Source organism: Sphingobium sp. B2D3C (assembly GCF_025961835.1).
Taxonomy (GTDB): Bacteria; Pseudomonadota; Alphaproteobacteria; order Sphingomonadales; family Sphingomonadaceae; genus Sphingobium.
On sequence record NZ_JAOQOK010000001.1, the window covers coordinates 2,357,319 to 2,374,691 of the forward strand.

Genomic DNA, 17,373 nt, shown 5'->3' on the forward strand with positions numbered 1-17,373 from the left:
CCTTCTAAACCGGCTGCCGGGCGCCGCCGGGCATCCTCTCTCCTCGTGGCGGCAGGGCACCCTGCTGATCGGGCTCGCGCTTCTCGCGGCATGCGGCAAGGGCGAAACCGAGCAGAAGCGGCAGCCGCCCCTGGTATCGGCGACAAAACCTGCCACCCACGTCTTCCGGGACGAGATTCAGGCCGTCGGCACCGCGCGCGCCAATGAGCAGGTGACGCTTGCCGCCAATGTGACCGAGCGGATCGAGCGGCTGATGTTCGATGATGGCATGTTCGTCCGGTCCGGCCAGTTGCTGGCGGTGCTTTCCAACGCGCAGGAGCAGGCAGCATTGGCCGGCGCCCGGGCAAGCGCCACCGAGGCCGCCTCGCAGCTCGACCGCGTCAACAGCCTGTATGAGCAGGGCTTCGCCACGCGCGCCCTGCTCGATCAGCAGCGCGCCGCCCTGAGCGAGGCCCGGGCCAGTCAGGATGGCATCAAGGCCCAGCTTGGCGACCGGCTGATCCGCGCGCCTTTCTCGGGCTATCTTTCGCTCCGCACCATCTCCGAGGGCGCCATCGTCAACAGCGGCACGCCACTGGTGACGATCAGCGACCTGTCGCGCATCAAGCTGGATTTCACCGTGCCGGAAACGCAGCTCGGTGCCTTGCGCATCGGCCAGCCGATCCGGGCCTCCTCCTCGGCCTATCCCGATGATGTGCTGCAGGGCACGATCAGCACCATCGATCCGGTCATCGATCCGGCAAGCCGCGCCGTCATGGTCCGTGCGACGCTCCCCAATCCCGGCGCGCGGATCAAGCCCGGCATGTTGCTGACCGTCCGCATCGAGACCGGACAGCGCACCGCGCTCGCCGTGCCCGAGACTGCGGTGCTGAGCCAGGGTGACCGGCGCTATGTCTACACACTCGACAAGGACCGCAAGGCCAAGCGGATGGACGTGCGCACCGGGCTGCGAGACAATGGGCTGATGGAAGTGAGCGGCCTGCCGCAGGATGCGCTGGTCGTCTCCGAAGGCGTGGTGAAGGTCGCGGAAGGCCGGCCCGTGCGTCTGGCCGAAGTCGAAAGCAGCAATAGCGCGCAGACTGAAGAGATCGCGCCCAAGGGCACCGCCACGCCGGAAGCGCGGCCATGATCCTTTCGGATATTTCGGTGCGGCGGCCAGTGGTCGCCGCCGTGATGTCCCTCCTGCTCGCGATCATCGGCTTCGTCGGCTTCATGAACCTGTCCGTGCGCGAATATCCGGACACCGACCCGCCCATCGTCTCGGTCGAAACGCGCTATACCGGCGCCAATGCCAGCGTGATCGAGAACCGCATCACCCAGCCGCTGGAGCAGCGGCTTGCTGGCATCGAGGGGATCGAGACGATCAGCTCGACCTCGCGCGACGGCACCTCCAGCATCGTGATCGAATTCCGCGCCGGACGCGATGTCGATGCGGCCGCCAACGATGTGCGCGACCGGGTCGCCGGCGGAGCGGCGGACCGTCCGGACGACGCCCTGCCGCCGGAAGTGCGCAAGGTCGATTCCGATTCCCAGCCGATCATCTTCTTTGCCGTGATGGCGCCGGGCTGGGACCGCACCAAGCTCGGCGATTTCGTCTCGCGGGTCGTGGTTGACCGACTCTCGACCATCGATGGCGTGGCGCAGATCGTCGAACTTGGCATGGCCAAGCCCGCCATGCGCGTGTGGCTCAATGCCGATCGGCTGGCGGCCTTTCGGCTGACCCCCGGCGATGTCGAGGCCGCGCTGCGCCGGCAGAATGTCGAGCTGCCCGCCGGGCGGATCGAGGCGGAGGCGCAAAACCTATCGCTCCGCGTCCAGCGCGACTTCACGACCCCGCAGGACTTTGCCCAGCTTGTCATCGGACGGGGCAGCGATGGCTATCAGGTGCGCCTGGGCGATGTCGCGCGCATCGAGGAAGGGCCGGAAAATCCCTATTCCATCTTCCGCTACAACGGCGAAACAGGCGTTGGCCTCGGCATCGTTCGCCAGTCAGGCGCCAACACGCTGGCGGTGGCGCAAGCCGCCAAGGCGGCTGTTGCGGATCTGAGCAAGAACCTGCCCGAGGGCGTCGAGATCCGCATGGGTGGCGACAGCACCATGTTCATCGACGAGGCCATTCGCGGCGTGTGGCACACCATCTTCGAGGCGGCGCTGCTCGTCACCATCGTGGTATTCTTCTTCCTCGGCAGCCTCCGCGCGACATTGGTGCCGATGATCACCGTGCCGATCTGCCTGCTGACGACCTTCGGCGTGCTGTGGCTGGCCGGCTATTCGATCAACCTGCTCACCTTGCTGGCGCTGGTGCTGGCAATCGGCCTTGTGGTCGATGACGCCATCGTCGTCCTCGAGAATGTCTATCATCGTATTGAGGAAGGCGAAGACCCGCTCTTTGCCGCCTTTTACGGCGCGCGGCAGGTCGGCTTTGCCGTCGTCGCCTCCACCATGGTGGTATGCGCCGTGTTCGTGCCGGTGATGTTCCTCTCCGGCCAGGCCGGCTCGCTGTTCCGCGAACTGGCGGTGGCGATGATCGCCGCGGTCGGCGTCTCGGGCTTCCTCGCCCTCACGCTGACGCCGATGATGTGCTCCAAGCTGCTCAAGGGCAGCCAGCGCGGCCGCCTGACGGCCAAGATCGACCGGTTGATGGAGCGGACGGAAAACGGCTATCGCAACGCGCTCGGCTCGGTGCTCCGCCGCCCCCTGCCGGTGATCGTCGCGTCCGTACTGCTGATCGCCGGCAGCGCGGTGCTGTTCCGCAGCCTGGATTCCGAACTCGCCCCGGCGGAAGACACCGGCGTGATCCAGGTCCGCCTCAACAGCCCGGAAGGGACGGGCTTTGCGCAGGCCGACAAATATCTGCACCAGGCCGAAACGCTGGTCCTGCCCATGGTCGCCGAGGATGGCCCGGTGCGCGGGATGAATGCGCGCATCGGCGGTTTCGGCGGCGGCACCGACGATTTCAACAGCAGCAGCCTCTCGGTGTTCATGAAGCATTGGGACGAGCGCAAGGAAAGCTCGCAGAGCGTCGCGCAGGAGGTCAACAAGCGGCTGGCAGGCCTGCCATCCGTGCGCGGCAACGCCACCGTCACCAACCGCCTTTCGCGCGGCGGCCAGCCGATCAGCTTCGTGATTGCCGGCACCAGCTATGAGGATCTGGCCGTCGCGCGGGACCGCATATTGGATGCGGCGCGCGACAACCCCGGCATCGTCAATCTCGATGCCGACTATGTCGAGAACAAGCCGCAACTGCTGATCGAGATCGATCATCAGCGGGCCGGTGACCTCGGCATTTCCGTCAATGACATCAGCCAGGCGCTGCAGACGATGATGGGGTCGCGCCGCACGTCGACCTATGTGCGCGACGGCGAGGAATATTATGTCGTCCTGCAGGCGGAATCCTTCAATCGCGACGATGAGGCATCGCTGGCGAAAGTCTATGTCCGCGCCGCCGGCGGCGCACTGGTTCCGCTCTCCAACCTGCTGATCGTCAAGCAGGCGGCGACGGCACGCGAGCTGGGCCGCTTCAACAAGATGCGCGCCATTACGCTCAGTGGCGGCCTGGCCGAGGGCTATTCTCTCGGGCGCGCACTCGACTTTCTCAATGAGCAGGCGCGCCAGTCGCCGGAAGTGACCGCCGTGGGCTATAAGGGTGAGAGCCGCAGCTTCATGCAGACCGGCACCTCGATCTGGATCGCGTTCGGCTTTACCGTGGTGGTGATCTACCTGCTGCTCTCCGCCCAGTTCGAAAGCTTCGTCCACCCGCTGGTGATCATTTCCGCTGTGCCGCTGGGCGCCGCGGGCGGCATTATTGGCTTGGCGGTGACGGGGACCAGCATCAACCTGTTTAGTCAGATCGGCATGATCATGCTGGTCGGCCTCGCGGTGAAGAACGGCATTCTGATCGTCGAATATGCCAACCAGTTGCGCGACGAAGGCCGGGATTTTCTGGTGGCGATCAGCGACGCGTCCGTCCGCCGCCTCCGCCCGATCCTGATGACCTCCATCGCCACGGTCGCAGGCGCCATTCCGCTGGCAATCGGCGGGGGTGCCGGCGCGCATGCCCGCTCGTCCATCGGCTGGGTGATCGTGTTCGGCGTCAGCATCGCGACGGCCATCACCCTATTCGTAGTGCCTTTGCTCTACAGCCGCTTTGCGCGGGGCACATCCTCGCCCCAGACCGTCACCCGCCGCCTGCGTGCGCTGATGGGCAAGAACGGGAAGCCCGATGGAACGGCCCAGCCGGCGGAATGATCCGGCCCCGCTAACCGGCCACGCCAGCCAGCTGGGCGACGCCCCAAACGCAAACGGCGCGCCACTCGATGACCGAGGGCGCGCCGCTCAACGACGATGAGATCGTGATGGATCAGTCCATGGTCGCCATGCGCGCATTGCTGTTGGACAGCTGCGCGATGCGGGTCTCGCTGACCTGCTTCATCGACTTGCGGCACTTGAAGTCCGGCGCCAGATCGGCATTCACGCGGTTGCCCGGGTTGCAGGCAGCGGCGATTTCACGAGCGACGCGACCGCGAAACTGGTCGACGCTCTCGGCGTCGGCGAAGTTCACGCCGTCCGTGGAGACGCGCACTTCGACATTTTCACGGGGCTTGGCGAATCCGGCGCTCGAACCGACGAGCAGACCAGCCGCGACGAGGGCGGCGGCAACGATTTTCATGTCTGTTACTCCTGCAAACTCAATTTTTCTTTTCGGTAACTCTTGATGAAGTCAGGCTCGTGACGCTCACAAGGAGCGGTCCTGAACCTGTCCAGCGTTCTTGAGTGCGCTTGCCGTCCAGATAGGTCTGCGGGCGTTCACGGACAAGGCAAAATCGTCGCTGCGCCGCAGAAATCAGCCATTTTTCGATGCTGCAAGGCAGGAAAGCCATGCGCCCCTTGCAATGTCGCAGTACGCCAGGAGACAAGTTTTCGCTTGGTGCTCCGCTCGCGGAAGTCGCGCCAGCGGCGTTGTTCGATGGATTGCGCAAAATCGCGGCCACGTTCCAACCACGCGCGGTGCGATCATCCGCCGTCAAGTCAAATTTCGGAATATTGTGGCTTACGTTCAAAAGTTTACGCCCGTAATCGACCGATAGTTGGATCACCCTGCAAAGTCGGTCGCGTCGCCTTGACCCTAGCCGTGCCCACCGGCAGTCTCGACGATCCCAGCCTAGACTATACAGCGCACAGCCGAGATCACCGGCGCGTTGTGCATTTATGTGCAACTTATTCTTACGCTGCATGGGCGAAATAAGCCGGCGAAATTATTTTTGCGGGCCACGCCATATCCGACCCCATATGGCGTCGTTCGCCCGGATGATGCGCTCGTCGCTCGCGATTTGCGCCGCCGTCTGTCGAGTCGCGCATCCACCCGGTTGTTTTGGATGGCGGCCTGATGCAAGGGAGAGGAGAACCGCAAACGCGGACAGACAGGCCCTCGGGGCAAGGACGACGGAACAGAGTCATGATAGCGACGGACAAGCCGATTGTGTTGTTTGGGGGTGGTGGTTTCGTCGGCCGCCACGTGGCGCAGGAGCTGCTGGCGAAGGGCTATCGCCTGCGCATCGCCCAGCGCGATCCGCGCCAGGCCTTTGCGCTGCGCACGCTGGGCGGCATGGGCCAGATCCAGTTCGCGGCCGTGGACATCACCCGCGCCGATCAGGTCACTGCAGCCCTCACGGGCGCATCCGCCGCAGTCAACTTCGTCGGCCTGCTGACCGGCGATATGCACGCCGCGCATGTGGTGGGCGCACAGACCATATCCGAGGCTGCGGCGGCGGCGCGCCTTGAGGCGCTGGTTCACGTCTCCGCCATTGGCGCGGACGCCGCCAGTGCGTCTGCCTATGGGCGGACCAAGGCCGAGGGTGAGGCGGCAGTGCGCAGCGCCTTCCCGCGCGCGACCATCGTGCGGCCCTCGATCCTGTTCGGGCAGGACGACCAGTTCACCAACCGCTTTGCCCGCCTGATCGCCTCGGGATCGACCCTGCCCGGCCAGATCGTCCCGGTGATCCGTGGCGAGACGCGCTTTCAGCCCGTGCATGTGGTCGATGTCGCCCGCGCCATCGCGCAGGCCGCGACTCAGCCCGAGGATCATGCTGGTCAGACCTATGAGCTGGGCGGCCCGGACACGCTCTCCCTGCGCCAGATCAACTACTGGATCGCCGCCGAGATCGGTCGCCCGTGCAGCTTCCTGCCCATCCCCGACGGTGTCGCCAAGGCGCTGGCCATGCTGACCGGCTGGGCACCGGGCGCGCCGATCACGCGCGACCAGTTCGAGATGCTGCTGAGCGACAATGTCGTTGCGCCGGGCGCGGCGGGCTTCGAGCGGTTCGGCATCACCCCAGCCCCGATGGCGGCGATTGCGCCGGCCTGGCTGGAGCAATATCGCAAGCAAGGGCGGTTCGGCGTCACGGCACGGGCCTGACGACCATCCGTTGGGGGCACTGGCGCTCGTAGCGCGCCCCTGCCCGCCCGCGCCAGACACCTGCCTCGTTTCAAGGATTGCGCCCGCATGGATAGCAACGTCTTCACCGCCATTCTGCTGGGCATATTGGAAGGGCTGACCGAGTTTCTGCCCGTCTCCTCGACAGGCCACCTCATTCTGGCGAGCGAGTTGCTGGGCTTTACCGGCGAATCGTCGGTGACCTTCAAGATCGCCATCCAGTTCGGTGCCATTCTCGCTGTGATGGCTGTCTACTGGCAGCGCTTCTGGGGCGTGGGCACGGGCCTGCTGAAGGGCCGGCCGGACGATATCGCCTTCACGCGCAACGTGTTCCTCGGCTTTGCGCCGGCGCTGGTCATCGGCGTTCTCGCCTATGAAGCGGTGCGCGCCGCTATTCAGACCCCGATGATCGTGGCGGTCGCCCTCATCATCGGCGGCATTCTGATGCTGATCCTGGAGCGGATGGTGAAGACCGTGCGGGTCAAGTCGGTGGAGACCATGCCATTTACCACCGCGCTTGGCATCGGACTGGTGCAGTGCATCGCGATGATACCGGGCGTAAGCCGGTCCGGCGCGACCATTTTGGGGGCGCTGACCATGGGCGTCGACCGCAAGACGGCAGCGGAATACAGCTTCTTCCTCGCCGTCCCCACCATGCTCGCAGCGACCGTCTATGCGCTTTGGAAAGATCGCGCGCTGCTCAACGCCGACGATCTGGGGATGATCGCCATCGGTTTCGGCATGGCCTTCCTCACTGCGCTCTTCGTCGTGAAGGGCTTTGTCGCCGTCGTGACCCGCTACGGTTTCAAGCCTTTTGCCTGGTACCGAATCATAGCCGGGTCGATCGCTCTGATCGCCCTTTTGATGCGATAGGACCGGATCGGACCTATAAGGGGTTTAGATAACCTGTTCAAACCCTAAAAAATGGCCGTGCGCCACATTATAGGTCAGCTATACTGTCCTTAATGTTGAGAAACGCGTGACTTCCGCGATTGTCGTCCCTATGTGCGGCGCCGAAAGGAAGGACCCCGCCCATGGCCGAGAATCCGATGCTCAAATTCGTCATTCGCCCGCAATCCTATCCGGAGAAGCGGTCCGCGAACGAACGCGCGCATGACTTCCATGAAATTTCGGACGGGTTCGAAACGCCCAAGGCCGAGGATCAGGCCGCGCGCTGCTCGCAGTGCGGCGTGCCCTATTGCTCGGTCCACTGCCCGCTGCACAACCACATCCCGGACTGGCTGCGCCTGACCGCGGAAGGTCGGCTGCGCGAGGCGTATGAGCTCTCCAACATGACCTCCACAATGCCCGAGATCTGCGGCCGCATCTGCCCGCAGGACCGGCTGTGCGAGGGCAATTGCGTCATCGAATTTTCCGGCCATGGCGCCGTCACCATCGGCTCGGTCGAGAAGTTCATCACCGATACCGCCTGGGAAGAAGGCTGGGTCGAGCCGGTGCAGGTCGGCAAGGCGACCGGCTTCTCGGTCGGGATCATCGGCGCTGGCCCCGGTGGCCTCACCACGGCGGAATATCTGCGCGCGGCGGGGCATGAGGTGCATGTCTACGATCGTCACGATCGCGCCGGCGGCCTGCTGACCTATGGCATCCCCGGCTTCAAGCTGGAGAAAGAGGTCGTCATGCGCCGCGTCAAGCGGCTGGAGGATGCCGGCATCCAGTTCCACATGGGCTTCGACGTCGGCAAGGACGCCTCGCTGGCCGAGCTGCGCGAGCGGCATGACGCGCTCCTGATCGCAACCGGCGTCTACAAGGCGCGCGACATCAAGGCGCCCGGCGTCGGGACCACCGGCGTGGTCAAGGCGCTCGATTTCCTCACCGCCTCTAACAAGGCCGGCTTTGGGGATCATGTCCCCGCCCATGAGGATGGCTCGTTGCTCGCGACCGGCAAGGATGTCGTGGTGATCGGCGGCGGCGATACCGCCATGGACTGCGTGCGCACCTCGATCCGCCAGGGCGCCAAGTCAGTGCGCTGCCTCTACCGCCGCGACCGGGAGAACATGCCCGGCTCGCAGCGCGAGGTACAGAATGCCGAGGAAGAAGGCGTCGAGTTCGTCTGGCTCTCCGCCCCCGTCGCCTTCGAAGGCACGGAGAAGGTCACCGGCGTGAAGACGACGCGCATGCGCCTCGGCCAGCCGGACGCTTCCGGCCGCCGCGCGCCGGAGCCGGAGCCGGGCAGCGAGACCAGCATTCCCGCCGATCTGGTCATCAAGGCGCTGGGCTATGACCCCGAGGATCTGCCGGTGCTGTTCGGCGAGCCGGGCCTCGCCGTCACCCGCTGGGGCACGCTGCGCGTCGACCATCGCAACATGATGACCAGCGTCGATGGCGTGTTCGCCGCCGGCGACATCGTGCGCGGCGCCAGCCTCGTCGTCTGGGCCATCCGCGATGGCCGCGACGTGGCCGACCATATGCACAGCTATCTGCGTGCGCGGACGCCCAAGAAGCAGGCGGTCGCCGCATGACCGAGATCAATCGCAACTCCGCAGTTGAAAGAACAACCACCATGGTTCCTGAAACCGAACGCGACCGGATCGCCCGTGAGGGCATGTATCGCCCTGAATTCGAGGGGGACGCCTGTGGCGTCGGCCTCGTCGCGGCGACGGATGGCAAGGCCTCGCGCCGTGTGGTCGAGAGCGCCATCGATGCGCTCAAGGCCGTGTGGCACCGCGGTGCTGTCGATGCCGATGGCAAGACCGGCGACGGTGCCGGCATCCATGTCGATCTGCCGGTGCGCTTCTTCGACGATGCCATTTCCGCCTCCGGCCACAAGCCGCTGCCCAACCGCCTTGCCGTCGGCATGATCTTCCTGCCGCGCACGGACCTGGGCGCGCAGGAGACCTGCCGCACGCTGGTCGAGGCCGAGATCATCCAGGCGGGCTACCGCATCTATGGCTGGAGGCAGGTGCCGGTCGATGTCTCCGTCATCGGTGAAAAGGCGCAGCGCACGCGCCCCGAGATCGAGCAGATCCTCATCTCCGGCCCGATGCCCGAGGAGCAGGACGTCGCCGAGTTCGAGCGCGATCTCTATCTCGTGCGTCGACGCATCGAGAAGAAGGTGATCGAGGCGCAGATCAACGACTTCTACGTCTGCTCGCTCTCCTGCCAGTCGATCATCTACAAGGGCCTGTTCCTCGCGGAATCGCTCTCGGTCTTCTATCCGGACCTGACCGACGAGCGGTTCGAAAGCCGCGTGGCGATCTTCCACCAGCGCTACTCGACCAACACCTTCCCGCAGTGGTGGCTGGCCCAGCCCTTCCGGTCGCTGGCCCATAATGGCGAGATCAACACGATCCGCGGCAACAAGAACTGGATGAAGAGCCACGAGATCAAGATGGCGGCGCTGGCCTTTGGCGAGCAGTCCGGCGACATCAAGCCGGTGATCCCGGCGGGTGCGTCCGACACCGCCGCGCTCGATGCCGTGTTCGAGACGCTGTGCCGCGCCGGCCGCGACGCGCCGACCGCGAAGATCATGCTCGTGCCAGAGGCATGGCAGCACAATGACGATGTGCCGCAGGCCCACCAGAACATGTACAACTATCTCGCCTCCGTGATGGAGCCGTGGGATGGCCCGGCCGCGCTCGCCATGACCGACGGCCGCTGGGCCGTGGCCGGCATGGACCGCAACGCCCTGCGTCCGCTGCGTTACACGCTCACCTCCGACAATCTGCTGATCGTCGGCTCGGAGACGGGCATGGTCGTGGTGCCGGAAACCACCGTGGTCAAGAAGGGCCGCCTCGGCCCCGGCCAGATGATTGCCGTCGATCTTGATGCCGGCCAGGTCTATGACGACCGCGCCATCAAGGACCGGATTGCCGGCGAGCGGCCCTATGCGGATTATGTGAAGGGCTTCCGCACGGCGGACGACCTCCCCGCCGCTGCTAACGACGCGCGCCCGCAGTGGGACCGCGCCGAGCTGGCACGCCGTCAGGTCGCCGCCAACCTCACCATGGAGGACATGGAGCTGATCCTCAGCCCCATGGCCGAGGATGGCAAGGAAGCGGTCGGCTCCATGGGCGATGATGCGCCGCTCGCGGTGATCACCGAGAAGCCGCGCACGATCAGCCACTTCTTCCGCCAGAACTTCAGCCAGGTGACCAATCCGCCCATCGACTCGCTGCGTGAGCGGCATGTGATGAGCCTGAAGACGCGCTATTCGAACCTCGCCAACATTCTGGAGGAAGACCGCCAGAACAGCGAGGTGATGATCCTGGAATCGCCAGTGCTGCTGTGCGACGACTGGTCGCGGCTGAAGCGCTATTTCGGCAAGACGGTGGCGGAAATCGACTGCACCTTCCCCGCCGATGGTCCGTCGGATGCCCTGCGCGCGGCCATCAACCGCATTCGCGACGAGGCGGAAATCGCCGTGCGCGCCGGCCAGACCGAGCTGTTCCTCTCCGATGAAGCCATCGGGCCGGACCGCGTCGGCATCGCCATTATCCTCGCGGCGGCGGCGGTTCACACCCATCTCGTCCGCAAGGGCCTGCGCTCCTACGCGTCAATCAACGTGCGCACCGCCGAATGTCTGGACACGCATTATTTCGCGGTCCTCATCGGCGTGGGCGCCACGGCCGTGAACGCCTATCTTGCCGAAGCCTGCATCGCCGACCGCCATGCGCGCGGTCTGCTGGGCGACCGCAGCCTGGAGGCGTGCCTCGAGAACTTCCGCACAGCGATCAACGAGGGCCTGCTCAAGATCATGAGCAAGATGGGCATCGCGGTGATCTCCAGCTATCGCGGCGGTTATAATTTCGAGGCGGTGGGTCTTTCGCGGGCGATCGTGAACGATCTGTTCCCGAACATGCCCTCGAAGATCTCCGGCGAGGGCTATGCCTCGCTGCAGTATAACGCGCTCGTCCGCCATGAGGCGGCGTTCAGCAAGGCCGTCGCCACGCTGCCGATCGGCGGTTTTTACCGTCACCGGGCGGGCGGCGATGCCCATGCCTATTCGGCGCAGCTCATGCACCTGCTGCAAACCTCGGTGAACACGGACAGCTACTCGACCTACCTGCAATTCTCGCGGGGCGTCTCGGAGCTGCCGCCGGTCTATCTGCGCGATCTGCTGGAGTTCAACTATCCCGATCAGGCGGTGCCGATCGACGAGGTCGAGGCGATCACCGAGATCCGCAAGCGCTTCGTCACCCCCGGCATGTCGCTGGGCGCGCTCTCACCCGAGGCGCATGAGACGCTGGCCATCGCCATGAACCGGATCGGCGCCAAGGCCGTCTCCGGCGAGGGCGGCGAGGATCGCTCGCGCTTCCAGCCCTATGAGAATGGCGACAACGCCAATTCGAGCATCAAGCAGATCGCCTCCGGCCGCTTTGGCGTTCATGCCGAATATCTGGGCGCCTGCGAGGAAATCGAGATCAAGGTCGCGCAGGGCGCCAAGCCCGGTGAGGGCGGCCAGTTGCCCGGCTTCAAGGTGACCGAGTTCATCGCCAAGCTGCGCCACTCGACGCCCGGCGTGACGCTGATCTCGCCGCCGCCGCATCACGACATCTACTCGATCGAGGATCTGGCGCAGCTCATCTATGACCTCAAGCAGATCAACCCGCGTGCGCGGGTCTGCGTGAAGCTGGTGAGCCAGGCGGGCATCGGCACGGTCGCGGCGGGTGTCGCCAAGGCGCATGCCGACGTCATCCTCGTCTCCGGCAATGTCGGCGGCACCGGTGCTTCGCCGCAGACCAGCATCAAGTTCGCTGGGCTGCCGTGGGAAATGGGGCTGGCCGAGACCAATCAGGTGCTCACGCTCAACGGCCTGCGCCACAAGGTGAAGCTGCGCACGGATGGCGGCCTCAAGACCGGCCGCGACATCGTGATCGCGGCGATCCTGGGCGCCGAGGAATTCGGCATCGGGACGCTGAGCCTCGTCGCCATGGGCTGCATCATGGTCCGCCAGTGCCACTCGAACACCTGCCCGGTGGGCGTGTGCGTGCAGGACGAGCGCCTGCGCGCCAAGTTCACCGGCACGCCGGAAAAGGTCATCAACCTGATGACCTTCATCGCCGAGGAAGTGCGCGAGATCCTGGCGCGTCTGGGCTATCGCAGCCTGGATGAGGTGATCGGCCGTACCGAACTGCTCAAGCAGGTCAGCCGTGGCGCCGAGCATCTGGACGATCTGGACCTCAACCCGATCCTCGCGAAGGTGGATGCGGACGACGACAAGCGCCGCTTCAACCTGCCGACTTGGCGCAACGAAGTGCCGGACAGCCTGGATGCGCAGATGATCGCGGACGCGCAGGCGGTGTTCGAGCGTGGCGAGAAGATGCAGCTCACCTACACGGTGCGCAACACGCACCGCGCCGTGGGCACGCGCTTCTCGGCGCTGATCACCAAGAAGTTCGGCATGTCCACCCTGCAGGATGGGCATGTCCATGTCCGTCTGCGCGGCACGGCCGGCCAGTCGCTGGGCGCCTTCCTGTGCAAGGGCATCACGCTGGAAGTATTCGGCGATGCCAATGACTATGTCGGCAAGGGCCTCTCGGGCGGCATCATCGCCGTGCGGCCGATGGTCTCCAGCCCGCTGGCGAGCCAGGAGAACACGATCATCGGCAACACGGTGCTCTATGGCTCCACCGCCGGGAAGCTGTTCGCAGCCGGTCAGGCCGGCGAGCGCTTCGCGGTCCGCAACTCCGGCGCGCAGGTCGTCGTCGAAGGCTGCGGCGCCAATGGCTGCGAATATATGACCGGCGGCACCGCCGTGATCCTCGGCAAGGTCGGCGCCAATTTCGGCGCGGGCATGACCGGCGGCATGGCCTTCATCTATGATGAAAGCCGCACCTTCCCGGCCCATGCCAATGCCGAGAGCATCGTCTGGCAGCGGCTGGACAGCGCCCATTGGGAAAGCGTGCTCAAGGATCTGGTCGAGGAGCATGTCGCGCGCACGGACAGCGACTGGGCCAAGTCCATCCTGCACAGCTGGGAGCGCAACCGCGATCACTTCTGGCAAGTCTGCCCGAAGGAAATGCTCAGCCGCCTCAAGCAGCCGCTGTCCGACAAGCAAGAGGTTGTCGCGGCGGAATGAAGACAAGACCCCCGGTGGTGACGCCGGGGGTTTTTCTCGACGGATGGCGAGTTAGACGTGCGGCGACGCGCCTTAGCGGTGGGTTCTGCTCATTCCTGCAGAAGCGGCGCGGCGATGACCGGCGCGGCGGCCAGACGCGCGGCGACCTTCGCCGGAGCCGGCTCCTGCACGCGCAAGGGCGCTGAGGGCGGCGAGACAGAAGCGCGGTCCGCCAGGGCTGGTCGCGTAGACTCCTGCAAGTCGACCGCCTCATAAGGCGGCAGCGGCGCATAATCCGCAGGCATCGGCTCCAGATAATCCCGGTGGCGGTTCAGGCCCGCATCGCATCCTTCACAATGGTAGCTGGACGGGCCGTCACGCATCGCTGCGCTTGCATAGGCGCGATCCTCGAAGGACGAGGACGTTTCCTCGGCGCCGGCCTCGCTCCAATACGCAGCCAGTTCGTCTGCACCGGTAGGGCGGCCTGCCCCATTTGCCGTGACGAAATTGCCGAGCACCACGCCGCCGGTTCCGCCCGCCAACAAGACGGCGCCGATAAACCCCCATGTGCGTACGCTGGTGTTCATGGTCCTGTCCCTATCAGATCTCGCCTTCTCGGGCACTCCGCCGTCGGGGATGCTGTCACTGGAACAAGTCCCCTCGCCGCCATTGGTTCCAGCGGTGCAAGTTTCAGCTATGATCGGCCTCGCTGGCGATTTAAGAGCCGCGCATGTGGCATCTCTATCAGTTTCCGCTCTGTCCCTTCTCGCGCAAGGTCCGCTTTCTCATGGCGGAAAAGGGCATCGTGTACGAAACGGTGCGCGAATCGCCCTGGGAAGGTCGGGATGAATTCCTCGATCTGAACCCCGCCGGCACCACACCGGTGATCGTGGCCGATGACGGCCATGCGACACTGGCGGACAGTCAGGCGATCTGCGAATATTTCGAAGAGACGGTGGACAAGTTCCCGCTCATCGCCGGCTCCGCGTTGGATCGTGCGGAAGTCCGCCGGTTGGTCGCCTGGCTGGACCAGATCGTCTATCGCGATGTCGTGGCGCCGCTGCTCAACGAGCGGATGATCAAGCGGGTCGTCTCCCGCACCTCACCCGATGCTGGGGCGCTGCGCGAGGCGATGCGGCGGGCCAACACGCATATGGATTATCTCGATTATCTGCTCGACCATCGCAGCTGGCTGGCCGGCGGAACGATGAGTCTGGCGGACATCGCCGCCGCCGCGCATATCTCCGTCGCGGATTATCTCGGCGGCATCGACTGGGAAGGCCATGGCCAGACCAAGCGCTGGTATGCCGGCATCAAGTCACGCCCTTCCTTCCGTCCGCTGCTGGCGGAGCGGATGGAGATCGTGACGCCGCCTAAATATTACGATCAGCCGGATTTCTGAGCGCGCTCAATGCTCGGTTTCAGCCGCGATATAGACGCGGTTGCGACCATGTTCCTTAGCCAGATACAGGGCGCGATCTGCGGCTTTGAGCGCATCGCGTGGCTCGGTGTAGCCAAAGACATCCGCCACGCCCCCTGAGAAGGTCACGCGGTCCATGCGTTCGCCGGTCTTGCGGTCGACCAGATTGCGCTGCGCCATGTCGATGCGCGCATCGTCCACCACCTTGGCGGCCTCCGCGACGGTCAGCCCCCGGAAGAGCATGACGAATTCCTCGCCGCCGTGGCGCGCGACATGGCATTTATCGCCGGAAATCTTGGCGAGCAGGCCGGCAACGAACTTGAGCACGCGGTCGCCGGCATCATGGCCATGCGTATCGTTGATGACCTTGAAATGATCGATATCGCAGAAGGCGACACACAGGGATTCGCCATCTTCCCGCGCCTTGACGGCTTCCTCACGCAGCGTGTTTTCGAATGCGCGGCGGTTCGGGAGGCCGGTCAGATGATCCTGCTCAGCCGCCTTGCGAGCGCTTTCCAGGTTCTTCTGCAGCAGCCGCGTCTGCGTCTGCCCCTCGCGCATCTTGCTTTCGACTTCGCGCGTCTTCTCGATCATGCTGCGGGTGAGCAGAATGAGATTGCCGAGCGCCTCCCCGGCATCCGACTGCTCCAGCGAGGCGGCCTGCTTCTGCAAGGCCACGCCGAAATCCTTGGCGGAGGTGCTGGATTGATCGACAATGCCGGTGATCTGATCAAGATTGGCCTCGACCTTCTTGAGCATGTCGGCCAGCGTATCAGGGGTCAGTTCCTCGGCCCGCTGGTCGACGATGATCTGCTCGACCGCGCCATTGGTAAGCTTCCCGCGCTCCATCAGGATCGCGCGGACCGCCTTTTCCACGGCGATGTCGTTGCCGGTGATGTAATCCAGCGCCAGTCCGAAGTTGAGCGGCGTCAGATCGAGATCATGGGCGAAGAGAAAGCTGCCGACTTCTTCGTAGATCATCTTGCGCCGCTCGCTCTCGCGGCGAAGATGCGCATTGCCTTCCTCGCGCCGAGCCCCCTCGACGACGTGCGCGCTTTCGGACGCACCTTCCGTGATGCCCAGAATGCGGCCCAACCGGGCCAGCTTCCCACCAAAACTCTCAGACGGCACTTGCGCGGCAGACATGCCTGATCTCCTCCAACGCGGCCCTTCTAGCCGGCTGTGGTAAACAAAGCTTTGAAGGTGACGGGCTGAATTGCGACTGAAATGCAAAAAGCTGTCAGGCGGTCAGACCAGATCGCCCAGCAGCAATTTGGGCCGGCTGCCGCTTTCGCCGCGCGCTTCCGCCATGAACCGATCCTTGAGGGGTCCGAGCTTCTGCACGGCGGACAAGCCCAGCCGACGGATCGCCGAGACCGGCCGGCCCGGCACATCGAACAGGCGGACGAGGCCATCCATCATGATCGTTACGCTCAGCGCATCCAGCGCCCGCCAGCGCTGGTAGCGGGCGAGCAGTTGCGCATCGCCCGGCTCCATGCCCGTGCGCATGCCCTCCACCACGACCTGCGTGAGCGCCGCGACGTCACGATAGCCAAGGTTGACCCCCTGGCCGGCGATCGGATGGATGCCGTGGGCAGCGTCACCCACCAGCGCCAGCCGCTCATCGATGATCCGGGCAGCGCGGTGATAGCCAAGCGGATAGCTCTGCATGGGCGCCGCGAGACGAATGCGGCCGAGGAAATTCCCCATCCGCTTTTCCGCCTCGGCCAGCCAGGCGTGCTCGCCGAGCTTGAGATAGGCCGCCGCGTGCTTTGTCGGCACCGTCCAGACGATGGCCGAGCGATTGCCCGGCAGCATCGGCAGCAGCGCAAACGGCCCGCCGGGATAGAAGATTTCATAGGCGGTGTTGCCGTGCGGATCGTCATGCTCAATGGCCGTGACCAGCGCGGTGTGGGGATAATCCCATTTCGCCACTGTGATGCCAGCCGCCGCACGCGTCGGGCTGCCCCGGCCTTCCGCGCCGACGAGCAGGCTCGCGCCGATCTCGGCGCCGCTTTCCAGCCGCACGCGCACGCCATGCGCATCCCGCACTGTCTCCACGGCCCGGTCGGGCTGGAAGCGCACGATGTTGGCCGCGTCCGCCGTGGCCTCGATCGCGGCCCGCAGCTCGCGATTCTCGACCATGAAGCCCATGGCGCCATCATCGGGATCGGGCGCGAAATCGAGCGCGCCGCCGGTCAGCCCTTCGCTCACCCAGATCCGGTCGATCGGGCAGGTCTTGCCGGCGAGGCGCGGCGCGATGCCGATGGCCTCGAACTGGCGCCAGCTTGCCGAGGAAATCGCGGAGGTGCGTCCATCGAAGCTCTGCGCCGGTACGCGCGCGGGCGCCGCCGGATCGACAATGGCGCTGCGCACGCCATGGCGTTCGAGTGCGACGGCCAGCGTCAGCCCGACAAGACCGCCGCCCAGAATGATGACATCATAGCGTTGCATCGGTCCATTCTAGCGAGGCCGGAGGGCGAAGGCGACTGCCCATTGGAG

The 17,373-nt window shown here is 65.1% G+C and carries 12 protein-coding genes; 7 read left to right on the top strand and 5 right to left on the bottom strand.

Annotated features, from left to right (window positions below; genetic code table 11):
- Nucleotides 1-61: 61 nt before the first annotated feature.
- Both M2339_RS10980 and M2339_RS10985 read left to right on the top strand, forming a co-directional pair.
- Nucleotides 62-1,129: an efflux RND transporter periplasmic adaptor subunit gene (locus tag M2339_RS10980; RefSeq protein ID WP_264588314.1), complete on the top strand. Its 1,068-nt coding sequence runs from the start codon at nt 62-64 to the stop codon at nt 1,127-1,129.
- Nucleotides 1,126-4,248, top strand: coding sequence for an efflux RND transporter permease subunit (locus tag M2339_RS10985; RefSeq protein WP_264586597.1), 3,123 nt, complete (start codon nt 1,126-1,128; stop codon nt 4,246-4,248). Before M2339_RS10980 ends, M2339_RS10985 begins: the two co-directional genes overlap by 4 nt.
- Nucleotides 4,249-4,360: 112 nt before the next feature.
- Here M2339_RS10985 and M2339_RS10990 read toward each other — a convergent pair whose 3' ends face one another.
- Together M2339_RS10990 and M2339_RS10995 are read right to left on the bottom strand one after the other, a co-directional pair.
- Nucleotides 4,361-4,669: a UrcA family protein gene (locus M2339_RS10990; protein WP_264572066.1), complete on the bottom strand. Its 309-nt coding sequence runs from the start codon at nt 4,667-4,669 to the stop codon at nt 4,361-4,363.
- Between the two features lie 19 nt (nt 4,670-4,688).
- Complete coding sequence (locus tag M2339_RS10995; protein ID WP_264606338.1) at nt 4,689-5,096, bottom strand: hypothetical protein; 408 nt, start codon at nt 5,094-5,096, stop codon at nt 4,689-4,691.
- A 359-nt stretch (nt 5,097-5,455) separates the two neighbouring features.
- Here M2339_RS10995 and M2339_RS11000 point away from each other — a divergent pair, with 359 nt between their 5' ends.
- The 4 genes from M2339_RS11000 to gltB all read left to right on the top strand — a co-directional run bounded on the left by M2339_RS11000 (nt 5,456) and on the right by gltB (nt 13,472).
- Nucleotides 5,456-6,415 (top strand): complex I NDUFA9 subunit family protein, encoded by a 960-nt coding sequence (locus M2339_RS11000; protein WP_264606339.1) that lies wholly within the window; start codon nt 5,456-5,458, stop codon nt 6,413-6,415.
- A gap of 87 nt (nt 6,416-6,502) precedes the next feature.
- Nucleotides 6,503-7,306 (top strand): undecaprenyl-diphosphate phosphatase, encoded by an 804-nt coding sequence (locus tag M2339_RS11005; RefSeq protein WP_264574480.1) that lies wholly within the window; start codon nt 6,503-6,505, stop codon nt 7,304-7,306.
- Nucleotides 7,307-7,467: 161 nt separating this feature from the next.
- Nucleotides 7,468-8,913, top strand: a complete 1,446-nt coding sequence (locus M2339_RS11010; RefSeq protein WP_264586594.1) for an NAD(P)-dependent oxidoreductase — start codon at nt 7,468-7,470, stop codon at nt 8,911-8,913.
- 41 nt (nt 8,914-8,954) lie between these two features.
- Complete coding sequence (gltB, locus tag M2339_RS11015; protein ID WP_264586593.1) at nt 8,955-13,472, top strand: glutamate synthase large subunit; 4,518 nt, start codon at nt 8,955-8,957, stop codon at nt 13,470-13,472.
- Between the two features lie 89 nt (nt 13,473-13,561).
- Here the strand turns inward: gltB and M2339_RS11020 are convergent, their stop codons facing one another.
- Nucleotides 13,562-14,038 carry a hypothetical protein gene (locus M2339_RS11020; protein ID WP_264578200.1) on the bottom strand — a complete coding sequence of 159 codons (477 nt, stop codon included), beginning with the start codon at nt 14,036-14,038 and terminating at the stop codon, nt 13,562-13,564.
- Nucleotides 14,039-14,181: 143 nt separating this feature from the next.
- On the opposite strand from M2339_RS11020, the gene M2339_RS11025 reads away from it, so the two are divergent.
- Nucleotides 14,182-14,853 (top strand): glutathione S-transferase family protein, encoded by a 672-nt coding sequence (locus M2339_RS11025; protein WP_181558743.1) that lies wholly within the window; start codon nt 14,182-14,184, stop codon nt 14,851-14,853.
- A 6-nt stretch (nt 14,854-14,859) separates the two neighbouring features.
- On the opposite strand, the gene M2339_RS11030 is transcribed toward M2339_RS11025, so the two are convergent.
- Complete coding sequence (locus tag M2339_RS11030; RefSeq protein ID WP_264605748.1) at nt 14,860-16,017, bottom strand: sensor domain-containing diguanylate cyclase; 1,158 nt, start codon at nt 16,015-16,017, stop codon at nt 14,860-14,862.
- 102 nt (nt 16,018-16,119) lie between these two features.
- A complete protein-coding gene (locus M2339_RS11035) occupies nt 16,120-17,325 on the bottom strand; it encodes an FAD-dependent monooxygenase (protein WP_264586592.1) in 1,206 nt (401 codons plus the stop codon).
- Nucleotides 17,326-17,373: the final 48 nt, after the last annotated feature.

Coding starts and splice junctions, on each gene's coding strand:
- M2339_RS10985 (WP_264586597.1), top strand. CDS start 1,126: ATGATCCTTTCGGATATTTCGGTGCGGCGGCCAGTGGTCGCCGCCGTG.
- M2339_RS10990 (WP_264572066.1), bottom strand. CDS start 4,669: ATGAAAATCGTTGCCGCCGCCCTCGTCGCGGCTGGTCTGCTCGTCGGT.
- M2339_RS11000 (WP_264606339.1), top strand. CDS start 5,456: ATGATAGCGACGGACAAGCCGATTGTGTTGTTTGGGGGTGGTGGTTTC.
- M2339_RS11005 (WP_264574480.1), top strand. CDS start 6,503: ATGGATAGCAACGTCTTCACCGCCATTCTGCTGGGCATATTGGAAGGG.
- M2339_RS11010 (WP_264586594.1), top strand. CDS start 7,468: ATGGCCGAGAATCCGATGCTCAAATTCGTCATTCGCCCGCAATCCTAT.
- gltB (WP_264586593.1), top strand. CDS start 8,955: ATGGTTCCTGAAACCGAACGCGACCGGATCGCCCGTGAGGGCATGTAT.
- M2339_RS11020 (WP_264578200.1), bottom strand. CDS start 14,038: ATGAACACCAGCGTACGCACATGGGGGTTTATCGGCGCCGTCTTGTTG.
- M2339_RS11025 (WP_181558743.1), top strand. CDS start 14,182: ATGTGGCATCTCTATCAGTTTCCGCTCTGTCCCTTCTCGCGCAAGGTC.
- M2339_RS11030 (WP_264605748.1), bottom strand. CDS start 16,017: ATGTCTGCCGCGCAAGTGCCGTCTGAGAGTTTTGGTGGGAAGCTGGCC.
- M2339_RS11035 (WP_264586592.1), bottom strand. CDS start 17,325: ATGCAACGCTATGATGTCATCATTCTGGGCGGCGGTCTTGTCGGGCTG.